The 20,085-nt window shown below is 67.7% G+C and carries 23 protein-coding genes; 4 read left to right on the forward strand and 19 right to left on the reverse strand.

Going from position 1 to position 20,085, the window contains the following annotated elements; genetic code table 11:
* The first annotated feature begins 9 nt into the window (after positions 1-9).
* Positions 10-702 (forward strand): response regulator transcription factor, encoded by a 693-nt coding sequence (locus ACAM57_RS16020; protein WP_126019753.1) that lies wholly within the window; start codon positions 10-12, stop codon positions 700-702.
* Between the two features lie 78 nt (positions 703-780).
* Here ACAM57_RS16020 and ACAM57_RS16025 read toward each other — a convergent pair whose 3' ends face one another.
* The 14 genes from ACAM57_RS16025 to ACAM57_RS16090 all read right to left on the reverse strand — a co-directional run bounded on the left by ACAM57_RS16025 (position 781) and on the right by ACAM57_RS16090 (position 11,754).
* On the reverse strand, positions 781-1,695 hold the full coding sequence (locus ACAM57_RS16025) for a type II secretion system F family protein (RefSeq protein ID WP_369662347.1): 915 nt from the start codon (positions 1,693-1,695) through the stop codon (positions 781-783).
* 12 nt (positions 1,696-1,707) lie between these two features.
* Positions 1,708-2,700, reverse strand: a complete 993-nt coding sequence (locus tag ACAM57_RS16030; RefSeq protein ID WP_369662348.1) for a type II secretion system F family protein — start codon at positions 2,698-2,700, stop codon at positions 1,708-1,710.
* Between the two features lie 29 nt (positions 2,701-2,729).
* On the reverse strand, positions 2,730-4,106 hold the full coding sequence (locus ACAM57_RS16035; protein WP_126019745.1) for a CpaF family protein: 1,377 nt from the start codon (positions 4,104-4,106) through the stop codon (positions 2,730-2,732).
* Between the two features lie 70 nt (positions 4,107-4,176).
* Complete coding sequence (locus ACAM57_RS16040) at positions 4,177-5,328, reverse strand: AAA family ATPase (protein ID WP_369662349.1); 1,152 nt, start codon at positions 5,326-5,328, stop codon at positions 4,177-4,179.
* A gap of 23 nt (positions 5,329-5,351) precedes the next feature.
* Entirely contained in the window at positions 5,352-5,792 is a 441-nt protein-coding gene (locus ACAM57_RS16045) for a TadE/TadG family type IV pilus assembly protein (RefSeq protein WP_369662350.1), read from the reverse strand.
* On the reverse strand, positions 5,789-6,247 hold the full coding sequence (locus tag ACAM57_RS16050) for a TadE/TadG family type IV pilus assembly protein (RefSeq protein WP_126019737.1): 459 nt from the start codon (positions 6,245-6,247) through the stop codon (positions 5,789-5,791). The genes ACAM57_RS16045 and ACAM57_RS16050 overlap by 4 nt, the downstream gene beginning before the upstream one ends.
* 16 nt (positions 6,248-6,263) lie before the next feature.
* Entirely contained in the window at positions 6,264-7,529 is a 1,266-nt protein-coding gene (locus tag ACAM57_RS16055; protein WP_369662351.1) for a pilus assembly protein TadG-related protein, read from the reverse strand.
* Positions 7,530-7,569: 40 nt separating this feature from the next.
* Positions 7,570-7,746: a Flp family type IVb pilin gene (locus ACAM57_RS16060; RefSeq protein WP_369662352.1), complete on the reverse strand. Its 177-nt coding sequence runs from the start codon at positions 7,744-7,746 to the stop codon at positions 7,570-7,572.
* Between the two features lie 108 nt (positions 7,747-7,854).
* Positions 7,855-8,064 carry a Flp family type IVb pilin gene (locus ACAM57_RS16065; protein ID WP_176664063.1) on the reverse strand — a complete coding sequence of 70 codons (210 nt, stop codon included), beginning with the start codon at positions 8,062-8,064 and terminating at the stop codon, positions 7,855-7,857.
* 146 nt (positions 8,065-8,210) lie between these two features.
* Entirely contained in the window at positions 8,211-8,507 is a 297-nt protein-coding gene (locus ACAM57_RS16070) for a hypothetical protein (RefSeq protein WP_184637951.1), read from the reverse strand.
* A gap of 11 nt (positions 8,508-8,518) precedes the next feature.
* Complete coding sequence (locus ACAM57_RS16075) at positions 8,519-10,081, reverse strand: type II and III secretion system protein family protein (protein ID WP_184637952.1); 1,563 nt, start codon at positions 10,079-10,081, stop codon at positions 8,519-8,521.
* Between the two features lie 32 nt (positions 10,082-10,113).
* Complete coding sequence (cpaB, locus tag ACAM57_RS16080; RefSeq protein ID WP_126019729.1) at positions 10,114-10,959, reverse strand: Flp pilus assembly protein CpaB; 846 nt, start codon at positions 10,957-10,959, stop codon at positions 10,114-10,116.
* 48 nt (positions 10,960-11,007) lie between these two features.
* Positions 11,008-11,592, reverse strand: coding sequence for a prepilin peptidase (locus tag ACAM57_RS16085; RefSeq protein ID WP_369662353.1), 585 nt, complete (start codon positions 11,590-11,592; stop codon positions 11,008-11,010).
* Between the two features lie 15 nt (positions 11,593-11,607).
* Entirely contained in the window at positions 11,608-11,754 is a 147-nt protein-coding gene (locus ACAM57_RS16090) for a hypothetical protein (protein ID WP_165909544.1), read from the reverse strand.
* A 613-nt stretch (positions 11,755-12,367) separates the two neighbouring features.
* On the opposite strand from ACAM57_RS16090, the gene ACAM57_RS16095 reads away from it, so the two are divergent.
* The 3 genes from ACAM57_RS16095 (at position 12,368) to ACAM57_RS16105 (ending at position 14,387) form a co-directional block, all read left to right on the forward strand.
* Positions 12,368-13,060 carry a hypothetical protein gene (locus ACAM57_RS16095; protein WP_184637956.1) on the forward strand — a complete coding sequence of 231 codons (693 nt, stop codon included), beginning with the start codon at positions 12,368-12,370 and terminating at the stop codon, positions 13,058-13,060.
* A gap of 90 nt (positions 13,061-13,150) precedes the next feature.
* The gene (locus ACAM57_RS16100) at positions 13,151-14,044 is read left to right on the forward strand and encodes a hypothetical protein (RefSeq protein WP_369662354.1); all 894 of its coding nucleotides are present in this window, start codon (positions 13,151-13,153) and stop codon (positions 14,042-14,044) included.
* Between the two features lie 16 nt (positions 14,045-14,060).
* Positions 14,061-14,387, forward strand: a complete 327-nt coding sequence (locus ACAM57_RS16105; RefSeq protein WP_369662355.1) for a hypothetical protein — start codon at positions 14,061-14,063, stop codon at positions 14,385-14,387.
* Positions 14,388-14,400: 13 nt separating this feature from the next.
* Here the strand turns inward: ACAM57_RS16105 and ACAM57_RS16110 are convergent, their stop codons facing one another.
* From ACAM57_RS16110 to ACAM57_RS16130, 5 genes are all read right to left on the reverse strand, one after another.
* The gene (locus tag ACAM57_RS16110) at positions 14,401-14,703 is read right to left on the reverse strand and encodes a hypothetical protein (RefSeq protein ID WP_369662356.1); all 303 of its coding nucleotides are present in this window, start codon (positions 14,701-14,703) and stop codon (positions 14,401-14,403) included.
* A gap of 369 nt (positions 14,704-15,072) precedes the next feature.
* Positions 15,073-17,700, reverse strand: a complete 2,628-nt coding sequence (locus ACAM57_RS16115; protein WP_369662357.1) for an AAA family ATPase — start codon at positions 17,698-17,700, stop codon at positions 15,073-15,075.
* Positions 17,697-18,815, reverse strand: coding sequence for a DNA repair exonuclease (locus ACAM57_RS16120; RefSeq protein WP_126019714.1), 1,119 nt, complete (start codon positions 18,813-18,815; stop codon positions 17,697-17,699). Before ACAM57_RS16120 ends, ACAM57_RS16115 begins: the two co-directional genes overlap by 4 nt.
* A 124-nt stretch (positions 18,816-18,939) precedes the next feature.
* On the reverse strand, positions 18,940-19,122 hold the full coding sequence (locus ACAM57_RS16125; RefSeq protein WP_369662358.1) for a hypothetical protein: 183 nt from the start codon (positions 19,120-19,122) through the stop codon (positions 18,940-18,942).
* 124 nt (positions 19,123-19,246) lie between these two features.
* Complete coding sequence (locus ACAM57_RS16130; protein ID WP_311737011.1) at positions 19,247-19,987, reverse strand: peptidoglycan DD-metalloendopeptidase family protein; 741 nt, start codon at positions 19,985-19,987, stop codon at positions 19,247-19,249.
* Positions 19,988-20,085: the final 98 nt, after the last annotated feature.

Raw genomic sequence — 20,085 nt, forward strand, 5'->3', positions numbered from 1 at the left:
GAGCCCACCATGCAACCAGCTGCCACCCATCCCATCGGCGTCCTGCTCGTGGACGACCACCAGACCATGCTGTGGGGCCTGTCCAGGCTGATCGACGGGGAGCATCCGCGCATGAAGGTGGTCGGCACCGCCTGCTGCTGCGAGGACGCGGTGGCCACGTCGGAAAGCCTCGCGCCCGACGTCATCGTGCTCGACCTGGACCTCGACGGCCACAGCGCTCTCGACATCCTGCCGAGGCTGGTGTCGAACGACGTCTCGCGCGTCATGGTGCTCACGGGAGAACGCGAACAGCGCACGCTCGACCTGGCGGTGCTGCAAGGCGCACGCGGCGTGATGCGCAAGGACGCGCCGGCGCAACAGGTGATCGACGCCATCGAGCGCGTGCACAACGGCGAGCTCTGCATCGACGCCCAGTCCATCGGCCGCGTCTTCTACGAGCTGACCTCGGTGAAGAAGCAGCAGCCCAAGGCCGATCCCGAAGCCGCCAGGCAGGCCAGCCTGACGCACAAGGAGCGGGAGATCATCCACACCGTCGTGAGCGGCAGCGGCGCCTCGAACAAGGCGCTGGCCGCGAAGCTCTTCGTCACCGAGCACACGCTGCGCAACCACCTCACCTCCATCTACCAGAAGCTTGGCGTGAGCAACCGCCTCGAGCTCTACATCTACGCGGTCAAGCACCAGCTCGACGCCGCCCCGCACTGAAGAAGAGAAAAAAGCTCGAAGCCCTGCGCGCCGTCTCCGGCGCGCAGGGCTTTTTTTTGATCGGAAGGCCGAAAGCGCTCAGGTCCCGTTGAGCATCGGCATGATCATCCGGATGATGCGGATCGCCGCCGGCGTCAGGATCACCAGCGAGATGCACGGGAAGATGCACAGCACCAGCGGCAGCAGCATCTTGGTGGGCACCTTCGCCGCCAGTTCCTCGGCGCGCACATGGCGCTTGTGGCGCAGGTCCTCGGAGAACACCCGCAGCGATTCGCCGATGCTGGTGCCGAAGCGGTCCGCCTGCGTCAGCATGGTCGCGAAGGTCCCGATCTCCTCCACGCCCGTGCGCAGCGCCAGGTTGCGCAGCGACTTCTCGCGCGTGGCGCCGGCACGCATCTCCAGGTTGGTCCAGTGCAGCTCCTGCGCCAGCGCCGCGCTCTTGACCTGGATCTCCTCCGTGACCTTGACCAGCCCGGCATCCAGCCCGAGGCCGGCTTCGACGCACACCAGCATCAGGTCGGCGGCATCCGGAAAATTCTCGAAGATCTCCCGGCGGCGCGAGCGGATCATTAGGCGCAGCACCAGGTTGGGCAGGTAGCAGCCGGCCAGCGCCGCCACCGCGAGCCACAGCAGCATCACCGTGCTGTCTTCTGCGGCCCCCGTCGCCCTCAGTCCGACGTACGCCAGCGCGGCAAGGCCCAGTGGCAGCAGCGTCTTCGTGCCGAAATACACGAGGTAGGCGTCCGGATGGCGGATGCCCGCGTTCAGGAAGCGCACGCGCAGCGGCGACAGCTCGGCATCGTTGGTCGGTGATGAAAGCTGCGCGAACGGCCCGACGATCTTGACGGCCTTCTCGGTCCAGGCCGACTTGCCCGCTGGCATCGCCACTGCCTGCAGGCGCTGCTCGGTGCGCGTCGGCGACAGCCATGCGGCCATTCCGATGATCGCCAGCGACACGGCCACGAAGACGAGGATGGGAAACAGCATGGTCATGGTCCTTCTCCTTCAGACGTGGATCTTCACGATCTTGCGCAGCAGCACGACGCCCACAAGCATCACCACCAGCATGTACTTGATCACCATCTGCCCGATCGGGTCGGTCCACAGCGGCGACATGAATTCGGGGTTGAACACGTTCATGAGCGCGGCGAGTGCGAACGGCATCAGCCCGAGGATCCAGGCCGACAGCCGTCCTTCCGAGGACAGCACCCGCACCCGCGCGAGCAGCTTGAGCCGTTCGCGGATCAGCCGGCTGAGGTTGCCCAGCACTTCCGTCAGGTTGCCGCCCGAATCGCGCTGGATCAGCACCGACACCACGAAGTAGCGCAGGTCGGTCAGCGGCACACGCTCGCTGAGGTTGGTCAGGGCCTGCTGCAGCGAGACGCCGAAGTTCACCTCGTCGGCGACCATGCGGAACTCGCTGGCGATCGGATCAGCCATTTCGTCTCCGATCATCTGCACGCCGCTGGCGAAAGAATGCCCGGCACGCAACGCACGCGTCACCAGGTCCAGCGCCTCGGGCAGCTGCTTTTCCATGCGTGTCAGCCGGCGGCTGCGCTGGCGCTGCAGGTAGAGCAGCGGCAGTACCGCCAGGCAGCCTCCCGCCACCAGCGCCACCAGGAGCGACTGGTGCACCATCACCATCACGGCGAAGAAGCCGAGCACGCCCAGCACGCAGGAAATCAGCAGGAAGCTGGAAACCGTCCAGTCCAGCCCGGCCTGCAGGATGAAGCGGTCCAGCCGGTGCGCCCGCGGCAGCGTGAGCAGCAGGCGCTGCATCCACGGCACCTCGCTGAGCATGCGCTCCTTGGCCAGGTGGGCCTGCGGCGTGCGGTCGGCCGCGGCCGAGAACGCCTGCAGCCTCTTCTCGATCTTGCGTGCCTCGGGCCCCTTGTAGGAGCGCCACAGCATGTAGAGCCCCTCGAGCATGAGCAGCACGGTCACGAACACCAGCACGGTGACGGTGATGAGGGTGTTGCCCCCCAGGTTGTTGAGCATGATGGCCTCCTGTTCCTTGCCTGGTCAGGTCATTCGTAGTGCTTGCTCGGGTCGAACATCGTGTCCGGCAGTTCCACGCCGTAGGCATGCAGCCGCTCCGCGAACTTCGGCCTGACGCCCGTCGCATGGAAGTGCCCGCGCACCTGGCCGTCGGGCCCCATGCCGGTCTGGTGGAAGCTGAAGATCTCCTGCATCGTGACCACCTCGCCTTCCATGCCGGTGATCTCCTGGATGCTCGTGACCTTGCGCCGCCCGTCCACCAGCCGCAGCACCTGCACGATCACGGTGATGGCCGATGCGATCTGCTGGCGCACCGTGCGGTGCGGCAGGTTCAGGTTGGCCATGCCGATCATGTTCTCCAGCCGCGCCAGCGCGTCGCGCGGCGTGTTGGCGTGGATGGTCGTGAGCGAGCCCTCGTGGCCGGTGTTCATGGCCTGCAGCATGTCGACCGCCTCGGCGCCGCGCACCTCGCCGATCACGATGCGGTCGGGCCGCATGCGCAATGCGTTGCGCACCAGCGCGCGCTGCGTGATCTCGCCCTTGCCCTCGATGTTCATCGGCCGCGTCTCCATGCGCGCCACGTGCGGCTGCTGCAACTGGAGCTCGGCCGCGTCCTCGATGGTGATGATGCGTTCGCTCGGCGGAATGAAGCCCGAGAGGATGTTCAGCAGCGTGGTCTTGCCGGCGCCCGTGCCGCCCGAGATCAGCATGTTGACCTTGGCCTGCGCCAGCCCCTCGAGCATCTTCGCCATCTGCGGCGTCAGCGTCTTGAGCTCGTCCACCAGGTTCTCCATGCGCAGCGGAATCTTCGCGAAACGCCGGATCGACATCATCGGCCCGTCCAGCGCCACCGGCGCGATCACCGCGTTCACCCGCGAGCCGTCGGGCAGCCGCGCATCGACCATCGGGCTCGACTCGTCGATGCGCCGCCCCACCAGCGAGACGATCTTGTCGATGATGCGCAGCAGGTGCTTCTCGTCGGTGAAGCTCACGTTGGTCAGCTCCAGCCGGCCCCGGCGCTCCACGTAGATCTTCTCGTGCGAGTTGACCAGGATGTCCGAAACCGACGGGTCGGCCATCAGCAGCTCGATCGGCCCGAAGCCCAGCATCTCGTGCTGGATGTCGCGGATCAGCGTGCGCCGCTCGATGTCGTTGAGCGCCTCGGGCTCCTCCTGCAGCAGCCGCGTGGTCATGGTCGAGATTTCCTGGCGCAGCACGTCGGGCTTGAGGGTCTCGAGCGCCGCGAGGTCGAAGCGCTCCAGCAGCTTCAGGTGCATGCGCTCCTTCAGCAACTTGTAGGCATCCGAGGCAAAGGGCGACACCGCCTGTTCGGCGGAGTGCCCCACCGGCCGCGCGGTGGCACCTGCATCGGTTTCGACGGCACTGAGCTGTTCTCTGAATGACATGGGGACCTGCCTTGCTGTTGATTGAAGTGACTGGCTGCCGGGCTCCGATCAGGCGCCGATCAAGCGCCGATCAAGCGCGGCGGAAGAGCCGCCCGATGAAGCCGGGCTCCGCCTCCTGCCGGGGGCTGAGCGTGTGCGCGATGTCCGCCAGCTTTCTTGCGAGTGCGCTGCCTCGCGCCATCTCCGCCAGCGGCACGCCGCGGTTGATGGATGCATCCACGTCCTTGCCGCCGTCGGGCACCACCGTGAGCGTCGCGCCCACCAGCGAGCGCCGCATGTCCGACAGGCCGATCTCCCCGCCGCCGGCGCTGCGGTTCACCAGCAGCTCGACCTTGCCGGGCTGGTAGCCCAACGACTTGAAGACGTGCATCAGCCGCGTCACGTTGCGGATGTGCGGCAGGCTGGGCTGCAGCACCGGAAAGATGCGGTCGGCGCGGTCCAGCACCCGGATCGCGAGCGTGTCGATGCGCGGGCCCAGGTCGAACAGCACGAAGTCGTACATGCCCTGCGCGACGTGCAGGATCGCGTCGACGTGCTCGGCCTTCACGTCCATCGCGCGCGAGATGTCCTCCGGCGCCGGAAGGATGCTGAAAGTCGGCGACACCTTCGCCACGCTCGCCGCGAGCAGCGAGGCGTCGAGCCGGCCGATGTCGCGGGCCACGTCCGCCATCGTCGAGGTGGGCCGCAGGTCGCTCACATACGACAGCGCGTCGCCGAACTGCAGGTTCAGGTCCACCAGCAGCACCGAGCGCTCCTTCGAGAGCTGGTGCGCGATGTTGGTGGCCAGGAAGGTCGCCCCGCTGCCGCCCTTGCAGGGCATGAAGGCCACCACCTGCCCCGGCGCGCGCGCCTGCGTGCCGGCCATCTTCTGCGCGATGCGCTCCACGGCCGCCTCCAGCGCGGCGGTGTCGGCCGGCGACGGCAGCACCTCGCGCACGCCCGCGCGCATCGCGTGGATAAGGAACTCGGGCGTCTGCATCGCGCACAGCAGCACCACCGAGATCGCCGGGTGCTGCAGCGTGAGCTTTTCCACCAGGCTGAGCTCCTGCGGGTCGCAGCACATGCCGTCGACCAGCAGCAACTCGGGGGCCGCCTTCTCGACGACCCACTGCATCCGGCTCTTGCCGCCCTCGAAAAGCGACACGATGTGCGAGCGCGCCTCCAGCACCTTGCGCATGTCCTGCAGGTGGTTGGCGTTGGGGGAAATGATGGCGATCTTCATGGTCTTTTCCGTTGCGTTGATGGCTAGGAGCAGATGGCCGCGCTGTTCGGGTCCTTGCGCATGACCTCGCGCGGCAGGTAGGTGGAAAAGCCCGGCATCGGAATCAGCGGCGCGGTCGCGTATGCGATGGGCGAGATCCACTGGTAGTTGAGCCCGGTGATGCTCACCGTCACGCCTTCGCAGGTCGCGGCCGTGCAGCCCGAGGGCGACCACGCCACCGACACGGTGCTGATCTGCGGCAGCAGCGCCTTCATGCGCGCAAGCACCAGGGCCTGCTGGGCCGTGTCGTCGCACACCACCGCGTAGCGGGCGCCGGCGCGCGTGGCCTCCTGGGCGGCGTTCCAGGTGAAAAGCATGCGCGCGAAGTCCACGATGCCCAGCGTGAACATGAGGAAGATGATCAGGCCCAGGGCGAACTCGACCGTCGTGGCGCCACGGTTGCGGCGGGAGGTGCTTCGTCTCATGATGGCGCCCTCATGCTGGCGGTGATGTCGCTGAAGGCGATGTTGCCGTTCGCATCCGCGAAGACGACGCCCATCACCGAAGGGAACATCGAATGAAAGGTGTAGCCGCTGACCCGGATCGTCACCGTGGTGATGATCGGCGCCGCGCCGGCCGACTGCCAGGTGCAGCAGGTGCCGGCCGGCACGTTCGACAGGCTCAGTCCGCGCGCCAGCGGCGAGCCAGTGCCTGCTGTGTTGCCGTAGACCACCAGGTTGCGCGCCTCGGTGATCTTCGTGCCCGGCGTCTGCACCGACATGTAGCGCACCGCATCGCGCGTCGACTTGACCACCGCGTTGTACTCGTACATCGCGCGGCCGAACTCTGTGGTGATGAAGGTCAGCAACAGCAGCAGCGGGATGATCAGCGCGAGTTCGACAAGCGCTACGCCCTGCTGTGCACGACGAGACGGCTTCATGGCGTGCCTCCTCTTCCTATCTCACCAGGACCGGAACCAGCGGCCCGGCCGATCCGCCCGCCAGCCCGCTGGTGGTGCAGGGGCTGCCGGTCGCACCGGCGTTGCCGAGGAATTCCAGCTGCACGTCGGTCATCGGAATGCTCAGCGGCTGAAGCATCAGCATGCAGAGGTAGTCGATCACGTGGTTGCCGCCATCGATGACCGGCACCGTCACGAAGCGGCGGTCAAGGCCGTACTGCATGTGGCCGCCGGCGACATTGCCCGGGTTGGCCAGCTTCTGGAAACTGTTGAGCGACAGCCCGGTGATCGATTCGCAGCTGTTCGCGCCCTTCACCTTGGTGCCGGTGTCGGCGCACGACGCGAAGGCGGCGCGCTTCGTCAGGTAGTTCTGACCAGTCCCTGAGCCCGGGGATGGGCCGTTGTAGGCGTTGAACTGCGCGGGCCAGTTGAGCGAGGTATAGGCGTAGCCGGTGTAGTCGGGCCGCGCCGTACTCGGGTCGCTGGTGTTCTTGTAGATGCCGAAGCGCTGGTTCCACACGTCGGCCACCGAGGTCTGCACGCCAGGAGTGCCGATCGTGTCGCCGACCTTGGCGCCGCATCGGCCGTTGAGCTCGGCTTCGGTCTCCGACGCGCTGTTGCTGCCGTCGAGATTGGCCCAGCCGATCTGCCCGCCCGTGGCGGCGTTCTGCGCCATGATGAGCGTCACCCACTCGCCGACCACGAAGCCATAGTTCGGCGCCACGCCACCGGTCTTGGGCTTCGCCGCAACGGGAATGGGGCAAGCGCTCTGCGCGCTGGCACGGGTGGCGACCGCTCTTGCAGTGACGCTGCGCGTCCCGGGGTTGCCGGCCGTGTCGCCCGAGAAGGCGCCCATCGCCTTCATGAGCCAGATGCTGATGTTGGGTTGGGTATGCACGCACTGGGCATAGCGCGCGAGGGCGGGCGTCGTGGTGACGGCATAGGAGGCGTCGCGGAAGGTGATGTCGCTCGCGACGATCTGGCCCTGCCCGCTCCAGGTACTCGACTGCATGTTCACGCGGTTGGCATTGCCGGCGGTCTGGCCTGCGCTCGTTGCACGGGTGATCGCCGTGCCCTGTCCGTCGAGCTCGCGCGCAGCGGACAGGGCGCAGCTGTCTACAGCTGTCTGCAGCTCGGTCTTGACCACGAACAGATGCCCGAAGTCCAGGGCGATGCCCATGAACCCCATCAGGAACAGCAGGATCAGCGCGGCTGTGACGATCATCGCGCCGCGCTGGCGGCGGTGATGGCGGCAGGTGAACATGGTCAGCTCCCTGGTTGAGTGAGCGCGCGCAGCGGCCGGGTCAGGTGCAGCTCGTGCCGCCCAGACATGTCGTGACACGGTCGATGAGAGCGCCCAGAGCAGTGCCGTCGGACAACGCTTGCAATGCAACCACCAGCGCGATGGAAACCACGGCGATGATCAGTGCGTACTCGACCACTTGCGCACCGCTCTCGTCTGCCAGAAATGACTTGAACATGATGATGAACCCCGGTTCGTTGTTGACGAAGAATGCGTGGGAGCGAACGGGGAGATGGAACGAAGCGGGCCATGTGACATGGACCCGCTTCCCTCCCCGAAGAACTGCTTACTGGCAGTTCGTCCCCGTCAGGCAGGTCGTGACGCGAGTGATGAAACTCGTGAAACCGCCGTTGTTGGCCGTGAGACCCTTCAGCGCGACAACCAGCGCGATCGAGACGACCGCGATGATCAGCGCGTACTCGACGACCTGGGCGCCCTCTTCTTCGCGCAGGAAGCCTTGGGTCGATTGGCCGATGGCCTTGAAAAAGTTTTGCATGATTCGTTCCTTTCGAGGTTTGAACGGTTGGAAATCAGGTTCGAGAAAACATGAGTGAGGGAAGAAAGTTCGTTTCGATTCGTGTCACTCTCCTTTCCGCGTGAGTCCCGAGGAAGCGGGCTTGGCTAATGCAATGCGTGCGTTCATCACTTCGAGGCGCCGGCGCCCTGTCCGCCGATCTGGCCACCGATGTTGATGACGTTGACCGCCGGCGGCGGCGTCTTGTACGACTCCTGGTACTGGTGCATCGCCTCGCGCGATGCGCGCCCGTCCATGCCGGTGACGGGGTCGCCGTTCTTGCCGGCGTTCGGGTTGATGGTCATCTTCTTCCTTGCGTCCCGCACCGCGTCGCCGAAGCGCGCGTCGTAGTTGGGCGTGACGGTCGAGCAGCTGGCGCCGAGAAGGCAGACGAGCCCGACGGTGATCGATCTGATGATGAACATGACGGTGCTCCTCACGGGGTTTCGCTGGCGGGGGCGGCCGGGGCCGGGGTCGAGCTCTCGAGGGCGCCGTTGAGATAGACCTCGGCACGGCTCGGAACGACGTGGTTGTCCGTCGGCACCCGCGGCGACTCGGCCAGCGGACGCACCAGGCGCGGCGTGATGACGAACATCAGCTCGGTCTGTTCGTTCTGGAATTCGGTGCTGCGGAAGAGCGCGCCCATCACCGGCACCTCGCCGAGGCCCGGATAGCGCTTGATCGTCTCGTTCACGTTGCTCTTGATGAGCCCGGCGATGACGAAGCTCTGGCCGTCGTTGAGTTGCACGGTGGTGTCGGCGCGCCGCACCGTCAACGAGGGCAGCACGGCGGTGACGCCCGAGACGGTAGTGAACGGAGAGCCGGTCTGCGTCAGGTCCGACACCTCGGACACCAGCTTGAGGTTGACGCGGTCGCCGTTGAGCACGGTCGGGGTGAACTTGACCCCGATACCGAACTCCTTCTCCTCCAGCGTGATGTTCGTCCCGCCGCCGCCCGCGGCGTTCTGCGCCACCGGAATGAAGATCTTGCCGCCCGACAGGAAGCTGGCCTGCTGCCCGCTGATGGCCATGATGTTCGGCTCTGCGAGGATACGCACGAGCCCGTCGTCCTTCTGGCCGTCGATGGTCAGCGAGGTCCGCCCGATGCGCAGCGCTTGCGCCAGGCCGGCGCCGGTGCTCAGGAAATTGGAGATCAGCGAATAGTTGTTCAGGCCGCCGTTGCCGGTGCGTGCGATGCCCACGCGCGAGCCGAGCCGGTCGAGCAGCGTCTTGCTGACCTCGGCGATCTTCACTTCCAGCATCACCTGCTGCGGCGTCGCCACGCGAAGCAGGTTCACCACCTTCTTGCCGTCGGCGCCGTAGGCCGAGGCCAGGCTCATCACGTCGTCGAGCTTGAGCGCGTCGCTGATCTCGCCGGTGAGCACGATGGACTTCTCGGCGCTGCGCACCTGGATGCGGCGCTCCTCGGGCATCAGTTCGGCCAGCTTGGACTGCAGGGCCATCGGGTCGATGGTGACGATGACGTCCTTGATGTAGCAGGTGCCATCGGCGCTTTGCAGCACCACGTTCATCGAGCCCGCCTGGCGGCCCCGGAAGAACAGGTCGGTCGGGCTCAGCAGCGTCACGTCGACGTCCGCGACGCCGTCGCTGGTGTTCGCGTTGGCCGCGGGTGCCGCGACGGGCTGCATGCCGGCGGGCACTGCAGCCGCGGCGGCCGCCGGCACAGGTGCGCGGCTCGGCGGCTGGCCGCTGACCACGATGCGCACCACGCGCGCCTTCAGCGGTATGACCACCGACTTGCCCAGCACGGCCTGGGTCGGCTGGTCGTCGGGAATGATGGCGGTGCATCGGCGGCTGCCGCTGGCAGCGGCAGAGGCACTGCTGCTGCCTGCCGCCGCGGCTTGCGTGGTGGCGGTGGCTGCGGCGGGCATGGCGCCCGCGGCCGAGGCGGTTGCCGCGACCTCGGCGCCCATGGCGGGAGCCGCCACTGTCGCGAAGGCCGCCAGCAGGCTGGCGAGTGTTGTGGGGATATGGCGCACTTGGTGTTCCTCCTGTCGAATGTCGAACCGGTTCAGAAACAGGTCAGCGAGCTGCCCGCGTGCTGGATGATTTCCACGCACTGGGAAGCCGGCGTCGCGGCGGGGCCCGGGCGATGGGCGCGCGGCCGGGCCGGTGCCGGAGCAGGCGCGGTCGCCGCGACCTGCACGAGTTCCTTGGCGCCGAAGAGCTGGCCCTTGGTGATGCCGTCGGTGGCCACCGTGGTCTTGTCCATCTGGTTGCGAAGCACCAGGGACAGGGTGCCTACGCTGCGGGCCAGGTCGAGCTTCTCGGAGTCTTCCAGCGAGAGCTCCAGCGTCACGGCGCTCACCACCTTCGGCTTGGTGTCGTCGCGGTTGGCTTCCTGCGCCACCGCCAGCACCAGCACCTTCTCGAGCACGGTCTTGCTGATCTGCAGCGCCTCTTCGCCGCGCCCCTTGTCCTGCTGGGCGTTGACCATCACGTCCACGTAGTTGCCCGGCAGCGCGAAGCCCGCCACGCCCACCACGTCGTTGACGCGCACCGTCATCGCCCGCTTGCCGCTGGCGATCACCGCCGAGAGCCCGCCCTGCGTGCCCACCGGCGCCAGCTTGCCTTCGATGACCGCCTCGCCGCGCAGCACGCCGACCTTCACCACGCGCTCGTCCAGCGCCTTGATGTCGCTGAACGCGCCGTTCGGCACCGAGCCGCTGGGCCAGTCGATCGTCGTGAGCATCTGCGGGTTGACGCGGCTGCCCAGCTCGATGTCTACCGCCGCCACCACGACCTTGTTGGACGCGATGCCGCCCTGTTTCGAGATCCACCCCGCCGCATAGACGGCGGCCGCCAGCCCCGTCAGCAGGGCCAGAAGGATCAGCCCGATCGCCTTGATGTTCTTCATGTGAACCTCCGTCGCAGATGAGATGAGATGAAAGGGAAAGTGAAGGGGCTAGACGTAGCCCAGCTGGTGCGCGAGCACTTCGACGACCGTGCCCGCCGCGATGCAGATGCCGTAGGGCAGCCTTCCGATGGACTGGCTGGCGCCGATGCGTCCCGAGGGACGGATGCCGACCATGCCCGACAGCATCACGCCCTGTGCCGCGTCCTTGACGTTGGTCAGCATGCGCACCACGCGGCGCTGGTGGATCGCGAAGACCATGGCCGCCACGCCGCCGGCAATGAAGGTGAAAAGCACCGCCATCAGCGCCTGCTCAGGCCCGATGAAGGCGCCGGCCATGGCCATCAGCTTCACGTCGCCGGCGCCCATCACTCCGATCACGTAGAACGGCACCATCGCCGCGAAGCCCACGCCCAGGCCGCCGAATGCGCTGGCGGCACCAGCGGCGGGCGTGCGGGCGGCCAGCGTTCCGTAGACCAGCGCGAAGAGCGCGCCGCCGAAGGTCAGCCAGTTGGGAATGCGGTAGGAGCGCCAGTCGCTCACGGCGGCCGTGGCCAGCAGCGCCAGCAGCACGAGCATGCGAAGGTCGGTGGCCAGCATCGCCAGCAGTTCGAGAACGGCGTCGAGTTCCTGCATGTCGGTCTCCACGGTTCAGGCAGTGCGCCGGATGGCGAGCAGCAGGAGCAGGCACACGACCATCACCAGCGCCCCGATGAGTGCGAACTCCATGAACGACATGCCGGCGTCTTCGCGCAGCAGGTTCATGAAGGTCGTCGGCAGCAGTGCGAGCAATTCCATGCGTATCCCCTGGTTGTAGTGACCGGCCTGGACCGCCTGTTGCCCGGCTTGGGCTTCGGCGTTCGGCCATGGGGATGAATGTAGAAATCGGCCCGCTTTCGCACATGAGCAAGGCGCCCTTTTGTGGGGGAGTCAAAAACCCCGCCCGCGCGGGCCAGGAAGCAGGACAAAGCGCCCGGGTGCAGCGTGACAACGGATAGATGGCCGAACGGAGGGTCTGAAGGCCCCGCCGCCGCCGTCCGGCGCGGCCGCGGTAGAGCGCTGCGCAAGGCTTTTGCGAGCGTGGACACGGGGATACCCGAAGCGCCGCCGCAGATTCGATTACTTCGGTTGCATCTGGTTTCTAGCGCCCTTGATGCCTCCTCGAATGCCGCGATTCCGCTTGCCGCCATCGTGTGATGCAAGCGTTTTTCCGTCTTGCCGGAAAGGCTCGCAGCCATGCCTTTCGCCATAGCCTCGCATTACCCAGCACAGGGCATTTTTCATTGCTTCCCCGGCGCAGAAACTGCACTCCGGTCGTCACGCAAGCCACTCCACACCGCGTCACAGACCGTCAGCTGATAGCCGGGTGGTCCGGCGATCGGGTTTGTTCCACATCACTCGAGGAAGCATCATGAAGAAGACTCTCATCGCCATCGCCGTGGTCCTGGTCGGCAGCGTCGCTTCGGCAACGGTCGGCAGCACCGCGGTCGCCGCGACGTCCACCACGACCGGCTCTTCCAGCTCCGCCGGATCGACCGCCGCCAGCTCCGGCACGGGCAGCGCGCTGAGCTACAACTCGGCCACGTCGAGTTCGGCAGCCAATGCCAACGCCTCGGGCGGCGCGTTCGCGGTTCCGGGCTTCGCCATCGGCGGCGCGACGGCTGGCGGCTCGGCAACCACCACCGGCCGCGTGACCAGCATGGCGGTGACGACCGGCAACGGCCTGGCCACCGGCGGCGCCAACGCTTCGGCCAACGCGACCTCGGCGGGCAACGCCAACTACTCCGCGGGCGGCGCCACGCACGTCAGCGGCAGCGCTGGCGGCGCAGCCTCCTCCACCACCAACAACACGGCGGCGACGGCCGCCGGCCCCGGCGGCGGCATCGCCCTGGTGACCCGTACCTCGACCACGACCTCCGGCTACAACGCATCGTCCGGCGCTATCAACGGGCCCATCAACGGCACGAGCACCTCGGCCACGGCAGGCTCCACCGGCGGCTCCTTCGGCGTCACCAACTTCGCATGGGGCAACGCCGGCGGCTTCACCAACGGTGGCGGCACCGGCGGCACGGCGGGCGCGAGCTCGACAGCATCGGCTCCCTGAACCTTGCCTTGCGCAAACCGGTTGCTGAACCTGGAAATGGGGAGAGCGGCAGGAAACGCCCTCTCCCCGGTCCTCAAAGGAGTCGAAAAAATGAAGAAACTGCTTTTTCTTTCACTGTTGACTTTCTCCGCGGTGGCTATCGCCCAACAGACCAACACCAACACGGGTGCGAACAACGGGTCGTCGAGTTCGGCCACGACCTCGGCCCAGGGCAACAGCCAGTCGGTGACGTTTTCGAGCCCGGCGAGCGTGACCACCCAGTCGACGATGACCAGCAACCAGAACGTCAACAACACTGGCGCGACGACGAACACCGTCGACTACCGCGGCAGCTATACGATCAAGAACGTGCCGTCGGTCAACGGCCCCAACCTGACGACGAGCAACGACACCTGCATGGGCAGCAGCAGCGCCAGCGCGAACGGCCCTGGCGTGGGCCTGAGCTTCGGCACCACCTGGACGGACGAGCACTGCAAGCGCCTGAAGATGAGCCGCGAGCTCTGGAACAAGGGCATGAAGGCAGCGTCGCTGGCCATGGACTGCATGGACCCGGCCGCGATGGCCGCGCTGGAGATGACCGGCACCAAGTGCCCGCAGTCGATGACGGCGGAAGAGCGCGTGACGGCCTACGGACCGCAGGCATCGGCCAGCGGCGCTGCCGCCTCGCCGCCTCGCGCGGTGGCTGCAGCGGCCCCCGCCCCGGTGGCTCCGCAGCCCGTGGCTGCCACTTCGCCGGCCGCTCCGGCTCCGCTGCCGCCGCCTCCCGCGCACACCGAGCACATCGCGCAAGCCTCGCCTGCCCCGCAGCAGCAGGCCGCGGCAGCCTCCGAAGACACGGGCGTGGTCACGATGCCCGTCGTCAGCGCCACGGTGACGCCGATCGACCCCGGCGAAGTCGCCTCCATCCGGGCCGCGTCGCGCATGCTGGACCAGCGCTCCGACGACATCGCAACCGCACCGCGCTCGGCCCCCGCCGCGCAATGACCGCACGGAGCGCCAAATGACCAGGACCGTATTCCTGCTCTGGCTGGCGGCCTGCTGCGCTGCCACCACGGCGGCGGCAGCGGCCGTGCAGCAGCCGCTGCGCGTCGAGCGGATGAACATGGGCAGCGGCCTGCAGAACGCGCGCGGCACCGAGAACGCGCTGCCGGTCGGCGCCCTCGGCGTGTGGCACGTGCCGCAGTACCTGCCGGGCTACCCCACGGCCGCGACCATCTGGCCGCGCGTGATCGTCATCCAGTGCACGGAAGACCTGTGCGCGGGCTACACGATCACGCCCGAGCTGGGGCGCGGCGAATATCTTTTCTTCGTGCCGGCGGGCAAGTAGCCGGCGAGCATGTTCACTGCGTGCCGCCTTTTCCAAGGCCGGCGCGCAGCGATTGCGCGGTGGCGTCCGCCGCGTCGATCCGCCGTTGCAGCTCCTCATTGACCACGCCCACCAGCGCCGCGAGTTCGGCCCGGCTCGGATAGACCTCCTGCGTGTCGCCCACCCCTTGCTGGACGATGAGCTTTTCGAGGCACGCATACGCGCGCTGCATCGATTGAAGGCCACCGATGTCGTCGCACAGCTGCAGTGCGAGCAGTTCGGCGCTCTGTGAGGCGGAAGATTTGGAAGTGGAAGAGACGGGTGCGGATACAGCCATGAGTGGGCTCCAAGGGTTTCGGTTTGCTGAAACCGACGCACCCGAGTCCAGGCGGGGGCGGCAGCTCGACGGGTTGGACTACCGGGAAACCACTTGCGTGAAACCGGCCGGGCTCGCGCCCGCCCGTCGAGCCGCCAAAACTGGAAGCACGAACGACGAAGCCGCAGACCCTGCGGGGTGACTGCGGCTTGCGTCGCAGCGGTTTCAACGGGAGTCCAATCCCGATCACGCCTCTTTTTGACGTGACCGGTGCAGTATAGCCACGCCAAAACGGGGCGGCGGCTCGACGAGTTGGCCTACCGGGCAACCACTGTGGAAACCGGCCGGGCTTGCGCCCGCACGTCGAGCCGCCAAAACTGGAAAGCAGCCTCAGGGAATGCTTCGCGCCACAACGCCCAGGTCACGCCATGCCTCGGGGTGGCAGCTGAAGATCAGGATCTGGTGCCGCTGCGCCGCGTCGTACAGCACCCGCTTCATCTGCCGCAGGCGCTCCTCGTCGGTGTTGACCAGCGCGTCGTCGAGGATGAGCAGCGTCGGCTTGTTCGCTTCCTTCAGCAGATCCGCGTAGGCCAGCCGTGCGACCACGCCCATCTGCTCGCGCGCGCCCACGCTGAGTTCCTCGAACTCGCCGCTCTGGGCGCCGCGCAGGCCCTGGCGCGTGATGCGGCCGGGCGAGAGATCGTCGCCGACCTCGATCTGCGCGCCGGGGAAAAGAATCTGCAGGTAGTGGTCGAGGTGCTTCTGCAGCGGCGCGCGCAGGCGCCGCGCCAGGGCGGAGCGCTTCTCGCGCAGCAGCTTGAGCAGATGGTCGAGCGCCCTCGCCCGGCGTTCGAGTTCGGCGCAGCGGCGCGTGGCGTGCTCGAGTTCTCGCTGTTTCTCCGAGGCAGCTTCTTCCTGGCCGAGGGCGCCCTTGGTTTCCAGCTCGACTTCGAGCCGGGTGATCTCGTTGGCGCGCTGGCTGTGCGCGGCCTCGGCCTGCCTTGCGCTGCGCTCCAGCCGCTCCACGTCCTGCGCGAGCACGGGCAGGTTGACGGTCTGCAGGCGCTGGGCCAGTTCTGAGAGCTTGTCCTGCATGGCTGACTGCTGCGCCAGCGCGTCGGTCAGTGCGCCGCCGGCTTCGGTCTTTCTGCCGGCGCGTGCGGGGTCGTTGAGGGTGGCCTTGACGGCGGCGAGTTCGTCTTCGGCGGCCTTCACCTGTTCGCGTGCGTTGCCGGCCGCGACCTTGGCGTCGTTGAGGGCGGCGGAGGCTGCCTCCAATGCGGCGCGCGCAGCGGCTTCTTCTGACTCAGCCGACGGCACGGCCATGCCTGCAGCCGGCGCTGACGGCATGGCCTGCAGCACCTGCCGGGCTTCCGCGAGGCGGGCTTCGCGCGTCGCAACGTCGGCGGCGAGCGCGCCGAGTCCCTTGGGGGCCAGCGCTGCGAGCACGGCTTCGGCGGCACCGGCCTCGCCCTTGCGTAGAACCTGCTGCCGCGCACGCTCTTCGACCGCCGCCAAGCTTTCGGCGCGCAGGCCCTGCAGCAGCGCCGCAAGCTGGTCCCGCGCACGATCGCGTTCGATGGCGATGCTTTCGAGGTCCGCGCCGCCCGGCAGCACGCTGATGCGGCCCACGCCTTCGATCTCGATGTCGGTGCGGGCGATGACGGTCTGGCGCTGCGAGCCCGTCAGCTCAGTCTCTGCGACGCGGACCTTGGCGCCAGGCTGCAGTTCGAACTCCAGGGCCGTCGCCACCGCGTCGAGCCTGGCCTGCGCCGTGCGAAGCGCGTCCGCGCACTGCCGCAGCCGCTTGAGCTCGCCTTCGGGCACCGCGAGCGCCTGCGCCTCGGCCTGCAGGCGGGTGACTTTCTCCTGTTCGGCCTTTGCCTTCTCGTGGCTTTGCGAGAGCGCGGCGAGCTGCTCGGCCAGGCTTTCGATGGTTTTCTCCTGTGCGATGCGTGAGGCAGCTTGCCGAGCCAGGCGCAGGTTCTCGCGAGCTTCGGCATCGGCCTTCGTGGCGCACGCATGGCGCGGCTCCCATGCCTGCAGTTCGCCAAGCGCCTTGGCCAGGACTTCCTGCGTCTTCCGCAGGTTCGTCTCCCGTTGGGCGAGCGAGCCTTCCTCGCGCTCCATCGCCTGCAGCTGGGTGCGCCATGAATTCACCTGCGCGGCGATCTGCCTGAGCGCGGCTTCCTGGGCGGTCTTCTTCTCGTCCAGGCCCCGGGCTTCGTCGAGCCGCTGCTGCGCGACGACGAGCTGCTCCCGCAATGCGGCCCATGGTCGCGCGGCTTCGTCGCGCTGGTGGTCGCGCCGCAGATTGGAGAGGCGGTCGACGCCCGACTGGTACGACTCGATGTCGGCATGCAGCCGCTCGAGTTCGGCTTCGAGTTCCGTGCGCAGCTTGAGCGCGTCGGCGTAAGCGCCACGCGGTGTTCCGGCGGCAGGCGTCAGCAGTTCGTTGCGCTCGGCCTCCACCGCCTTCAGCACCGCATCGCCGTTGCTGGAGGCCAGTTCGCCCAGCGATTCGCCGAGCGCGTTGCGCAGATGGTCGCTGGCAAAGCCCACCGCGCTGGCGATGTCGTGCGAGGTGCCCTGCTTGATCCACAGCAGCCCCGGAATGCCCATGTGCTCGGGCGTGCTGGCGCCCTTGCCCGGAAAGCGGAAGCCCAGCAGGGCCGCGAGGTGGTCTTCGGCGACGGCGCCGTCCATGGCTCTGCCGTCGATCACCAGTTCGCAGCGCTTCTTGCCCAGGAAGGCCTTGGTGAGCCGGTAGCGCTTGCTGTCGAGCTCGAAATCGACTTCGACCATGGGCGTCGCCGAGCTTTCGCCCCAGGGCCGCAGATGCTCGACAGCGCTGGAGCGGTGCCGCTCGAAGAAAGCGGCGCGAATGGCCTCGGCGACGGTCGATTTGCCCGATTCGTTGGGCGCGGCGAAAAGATTGAGCCCGTCCGTCAGCCCGTCGATTTCGAGCGGCGCGCGGAAGAGCTTGAAGTTCTCGATGCGAAGGCGCTGCAGCTTCATGCGGCCGCTCCCGGCTGCGTACCGAGGATGCGCGCGAGCGTGAGCAGCGCGTCGCGCGCCAGCTCGGCATCGGTGCCGCCCTGCTGCTCGCGCAGCGCCTGCAGCGCCTCGCCGACGAAGCCGTCGGCGTGCAGTGCCTGTATGTCGTCTTCGGTCGGCTCCAGCCGCAGCGCTTCACCTTCCCACACCAGCGCGCGGGCGCGGGCCCGCGCGGCATCGAGGGCTGCGTTCAGCCGGTTGTGGCCGGCAAGGTCGCAGCTGCCCTGGGCGCGCAGCTGCAGCACGTCGCCGCTGCCGATCTGCTCGAGCTTGCGCACCAGCTCGTCGATGTCGGAGGGCACGGCGAGCCGGGGTTCCCATTGCTGCCAGTCGAACTGACCGGTGCGGATGGTTTCGACCACGGGCGGCGCGCCGGCACCGGCGATGCCGACCAGCAGTGCCTGGCCGGAGTCGTTGGCCCTGAATCGGTCGGTTTCGGGCGTGCCGGCGTACCAGGTGCGCTCGTCGATCTGCCGCGTGCCATGCCAGTCGCCGAGCGCGAGGTAGTCGAGTCCGGCCTGCGCGGCGCGGCCGGCGGCGATGGGGTTGGTCGAGTCGATGTCTTCCGAGAGGATGCCCTGCACGCTGCCGTGCGCGAGGCCGATGCGGGGGAGGCTTTCATCCTCCGGCTCGGCGGCGGCGAACCATTCGGTGAGATCGCCATAGGTGTGGCGCTGCGTGAGCGGCGCGGGCAGCAGCGTGAACTTGCCGGCCACGGTGTGCGGCCTGGGCTCCAGGCAGCAGACGACGTTCGGCGCGATGGCGCCCAGCCGCTGCGCGCGGCTCCAGACGGATTCGCTCAGCGCCGAGTCGTGGTTGCCCGGAATCAGCAGCCACGGTCCGGCAAAGCCCTGCATGGCGTTGAACATGCGGCGGATGGTCTTGTCCGAGACGGTCTGCAGGTCGAACACATCGCCCGCGACCAGCACGGCGTCGACCTTGCGTTCGCTGGCGATGGCGGCGAGCCGCTCGACGGCCTTGAAGCGCGCCTCGAAGAGCGCCGAGGCGTCGTCGGGCTCGAACTGGGAAAACACGCGGCCGATCTGCCAGTCCGCGGTGTGTAGCAAAGAAATCATGCGTCGTGGCCCTCCCTTTGCCTGTCGCGTCTGCATCGTCCGGGTCGGTCCCGAACAGCGAGCATCTTAGAGGGCGCGCACGATCGTCCGCGGTGCCGACACCGTGCGGGGCGGACGGATCAGATCAGGCCTGGGAGTCGGCCCCGGCCGAGCACTCCTGCAGCAGCGCGGCCGACTGGGTGACCTGCTCGGCGATCTGCTCGCGCAGCGGCCGCCACTCGAGGCTGAAGGGGGCAAGGAGCAGCCACTGCGTGGTCAGAGCCAGCGCGATGCCGAGAATGACGAACATCCAGTGCACGAGTTCCATCGCCGCCCCTTTTCAAGAATCAGCGGGAGTCTGATCACTTCGCAGGCATCGCGATATCGCCAATTCGGGGGATGCCGTTCGCCAGAGATCGCTCACCGCCTCCGGCCGGACGACTCGCTTCAGCTCACTTCGCCGGCAGGTACTGGCGCGGATCGACAGCGTTGCCGCGGTAGCGGATCTCGAAGTGCAGGCGCGCGCGTGCGCCGTCGGAGCTGCCGATCTCGGCGAGCTTCTGGCCCTGCTTCACCTGCTGGCCCTGCTTGACCTGCACGGCGCGCAGGTTGGTGTAGACCGACATATATGAACCGCCGTGGTCGACCATCACCACGCTGCCGTAGCCGCGCAGCGTTTCGGTCACCGCCACCTTGCCCGCTCCGATGGACGCCACCGGGTCGCCGAGGCTGCCGCCGATGTCCACGCCCTTGCTGCTGGTGCCGTTGAAGCCCGCGATCACCGGGCCCTGCGAGGGCCAGGTCCAGTCGCTGCGGCGGGATGCGGGCGGCGCGACCGGTTCCGGTGCCGAGGCTCGCGGCGGCCGGGGGCGCTCCGCGCGTTCAGGACGCTCGGGGCGCTCGGGCCGTTCGCGGCTCGGCGGCGGCTCCGACGAGCCGGCGCCGCCCGGAGGAACCACGCGCAGCACCTGGCCCGCTTCGAGCTTGTCGGGGTCCTGGAGATTGTTCCAGCGCGCGATGTCGCCGGGCGAGCGCCCTGCCCTCGACGCGATGCGATAGAGCGTGTCGCCCGGCTGGACGACGTATTCGCCCGGCCCCGCCACTGGCGCCTTGGGAGACGTGGAGCATGCCGCCACCACCAATGCCGCCGCGAGCACAGCGCCCGCGCGCCAGTTCCTTCCTGTCACAACCACCACCGGATTCCTTCCTGCACAACCTGGATTGCGCGCTGCCGGGTGCCCCGGAACCGCGCTCGAAGAATGCGCGAAGGCTAACAGCAGTCGCGGGCCGC

This window comes from Variovorax sp. V15, from assembly GCF_041154425.1.
GTDB classification, from domain to species: domain Bacteria; phylum Pseudomonadota; class Gammaproteobacteria; order Burkholderiales; family Burkholderiaceae_C; genus Variovorax; species Variovorax guangxiensis.

Excerpts from the sequence above, each read along its gene's own strand:
- ACAM57_RS16020 (WP_126019753.1), top strand. The coding sequence starts at position 10 with ATGCAACCAGCTGCCACCCATCCCATCGGCGTCCTGCTCGTGGACGAC.
- ACAM57_RS16025 (WP_369662347.1), bottom strand. The coding sequence starts at position 1,695 with ATGACCATGCTGTTTCCCATCCTCGTCTTCGTGGCCGTGTCGCTGGCG.
- ACAM57_RS16030 (WP_369662348.1), bottom strand. The coding sequence starts at position 2,700 with ATGCTCAACAACCTGGGGGGCAACACCCTCATCACCGTCACCGTGCTG.
- ACAM57_RS16035 (WP_126019745.1), bottom strand. The coding sequence starts at position 4,106 with ATGTCATTCAGAGAACAGCTCAGTGCCGTCGAAACCGATGCAGGTGCC.
- ACAM57_RS16040 (WP_369662349.1), bottom strand. The coding sequence starts at position 5,328 with ATGAAGATCGCCATCATTTCCCCCAACGCCAACCACCTGCAGGACATG.
- ACAM57_RS16045 (WP_369662350.1), bottom strand. The coding sequence starts at position 5,792 with ATGAGACGAAGCACCTCCCGCCGCAACCGTGGCGCCACGACGGTCGAG.
- ACAM57_RS16050 (WP_126019737.1), bottom strand. The coding sequence starts at position 6,247 with ATGAAGCCGTCTCGTCGTGCACAGCAGGGCGTAGCGCTTGTCGAACTC.
- ACAM57_RS16055 (WP_369662351.1), bottom strand. The coding sequence starts at position 7,529 with ATGTTCACCTGCCGCCATCACCGCCGCCAGCGCGGCGCGATGATCGTC.
- ACAM57_RS16060 (WP_369662352.1), bottom strand. The coding sequence starts at position 7,746 with ATGTTCAAGTCATTTCTGGCAGACGAGAGCGGTGCGCAAGTGGTCGAG.
- ACAM57_RS16065 (WP_176664063.1), bottom strand. The coding sequence starts at position 8,064 with ATGCAAAACTTTTTCAAGGCCATCGGCCAATCGACCCAAGGCTTCCTG.
- ACAM57_RS16070 (WP_184637951.1), bottom strand. The coding sequence starts at position 8,507 with ATGTTCATCATCAGATCGATCACCGTCGGGCTCGTCTGCCTTCTCGGC.
- cpaB (WP_126019729.1), bottom strand. The coding sequence starts at position 10,959 with ATGAAGAACATCAAGGCGATCGGGCTGATCCTTCTGGCCCTGCTGACG.
- ACAM57_RS16085 (WP_369662353.1), bottom strand. The coding sequence starts at position 11,592 with ATGCAGGAACTCGACGCCGTTCTCGAACTGCTGGCGATGCTGGCCACC.
- ACAM57_RS16090 (WP_165909544.1), bottom strand. The coding sequence starts at position 11,754 with ATGGAATTGCTCGCACTGCTGCCGACGACCTTCATGAACCTGCTGCGC.
- ACAM57_RS16095 (WP_184637956.1), top strand. The coding sequence starts at position 12,368 with ATGAAGAAGACTCTCATCGCCATCGCCGTGGTCCTGGTCGGCAGCGTC.
- ACAM57_RS16100 (WP_369662354.1), top strand. The coding sequence starts at position 13,151 with ATGAAGAAACTGCTTTTTCTTTCACTGTTGACTTTCTCCGCGGTGGCT.
- ACAM57_RS16105 (WP_369662355.1), top strand. The coding sequence starts at position 14,061 with ATGACCAGGACCGTATTCCTGCTCTGGCTGGCGGCCTGCTGCGCTGCC.
- ACAM57_RS16110 (WP_369662356.1), bottom strand. The coding sequence starts at position 14,703 with ATGGCTGTATCCGCACCCGTCTCTTCCACTTCCAAATCTTCCGCCTCA.
- ACAM57_RS16115 (WP_369662357.1), bottom strand. The coding sequence starts at position 17,700 with ATGAAGCTGCAGCGCCTTCGCATCGAGAACTTCAAGCTCTTCCGCGCG.
- ACAM57_RS16120 (WP_126019714.1), bottom strand. The coding sequence starts at position 18,815 with ATGATTTCTTTGCTACACACCGCGGACTGGCAGATCGGCCGCGTGTTT.
- ACAM57_RS16125 (WP_369662358.1), bottom strand. The coding sequence starts at position 19,122 with ATGGAACTCGTGCACTGGATGTTCGTCATTCTCGGCATCGCGCTGGCT.